This window comes from Microcystis sp. M53603_WE2 (assembly GCF_030065435.1).
The window spans coordinates 1-1,763 of the sequence record NZ_JASJFF010000004.1 but is presented as its reverse complement, the minus strand read 5'-3'; the positions used below and the strand labels follow the sequence as shown (position 1 = coordinate 1,763).

General features: G+C 47.0%; 1 protein-coding gene. It reads right to left on the bottom strand.

The genetic code is table 11. From position 1 onward, the window contains the following. On the bottom strand, window positions 1–1,685 hold a 1,685-nt coding region (gene alaS, locus PX481_RS00110; protein WP_288093009.1), incomplete at its 3' end, for an alanine--tRNA ligase. Window positions 1,686–1,763: the final 78 nt, after the last annotated feature.

Genomic DNA, 1,763 nt, shown 5'->3' with positions numbered 1-1,763 from the left:
GTGGCGGTATGATTAGCTTGGGCGCGACGACGACAGGAACGATCGATCCGTGCATTAATTGTATCGCCGGTGGTGACAATTCCCCGCTCAATCCGACCAAAATGGATAAAAATCCCCGATTCTTTCTGCACATTCTCAACGCGGATAACCAGATTATCGCCGGTTAAATAACCCTTATCACCGATTTGTCCACCCGATTCGGCATAAAAAGGGGTTTGATCGAGAACTACCTGCACCTCAGTGCCTGCTGCGGCCGATTCCACCGTTTTACCAGCGACTAAAACCGTCGTTACTGTTGCGGTTGCTTGCAAATCCGTATAACCGAGAAATTCCGTCGGGTGAATATGTTCTGCCAGCTTATCTAAACTGCCCTGTACCGTCAAATCTATGGTTTCGTGGGCGGCTTTTGATCTTTGCTGCTGTTTTTTCATTTCCTGCTCGAAACCCGCCGTATCGACGCTTAAACCCTGCTCCTCGGCGATTTCTTGAGTGAGTTCGAGGGGGAAGCCATAGGTATCATAAAGGGTAAAGGCATCGACTCCCGAAATCTGGCTTTTTTCTTTTTCTAGAATCGATTCGAGCAGTTTCTCGCCTCTTTCTAGGGTTTCTAAAAATCTCGCTTCCTCTCGCTCTAATTCTGCCTTGATCACCGTTTCTCGTTCCCGAACATTGCCATAGACGGACTCGGAAAGAGCGATCGCAACTTCCGCCACTTTGGTGATAAATTGACCTTCAATACCGATTAAACGCCCGTGCCGTACTACTCTCCGAATCAGACGACGCAGGACGTAACCTCTGTCAGTATTCGATGCTGAGATACCATCCGCTATCATGTGTACTACCGAACGCACATGATCGCCGATGACTTTTAGGGAAACTTTCGTTTTTTCGTCCGCTTTCTGGTAGTCTATGGCTGCTAACCGGGCCGCTTCAGCGACAATCGGGAAAATTAGGTCAGTTTCGTAGTTATTGGCGACTTTTTGCAGGATTTGCGCCATCCGTTCCAAACCCATCCCCGTATCGATATTTTTATTGGCCAGGGGTGTCAGATTGCCATCCGCGTCGCGGTTATACTGCATGAAGACGAGGTTATAAAACTCGATAAAACGGCTATCATCCTCTAAATCGATGGTTTTATCCCCCAATTCCGGGTGAAAATCGTAGTAAATTTCCGAACAGGGACCACAGGGACCCGTGGGACCCGATACCCAAAAGTTATCCGCTTCGCCCATTTTTTGGATACGATGAGCAGGAATACCGATTTTATCGCGCCAGATAGCGAAAGCTTCCTCATCCTCTCTAAAGACACTAACGACTAATCTTTCGGGGGGAAGGTTAAAAACTTCTGTGGACAATTCCCAGGCCCAGGCGATCGCTTGTTCTTTAAAATAATCACCAAAGCTAAAATTGCCCAACATCTCAAAAAAAGTATGGTGTCTAGCAGTCCGGCCGACATTTTCGATATCGTTGGTGCGAATACATTTTTGAGAAGTGGTAGCGCGGGGAAATTCTGGGGTCTTTTGCCCTAAGAAAATCGGCTTAAAAGGGAGCATTCCCGCAATAGTCAGCAAAACGGTGGGGTCTTCTGGTACTAGAGAGGCACTAGGGAGAATTTTATGGTTTCTGGCCGCAAAAAAGTCTAAAAATCGCTGGCGAATCTCGCTTCCGCTTAGGTGGTTACTCATAGAAGATGTCAGTTAGTCAGAAAATGCCTATTTTATCCATTGTGGCATTTTTGCGTTTTAACTCTCCACCTTTACTCT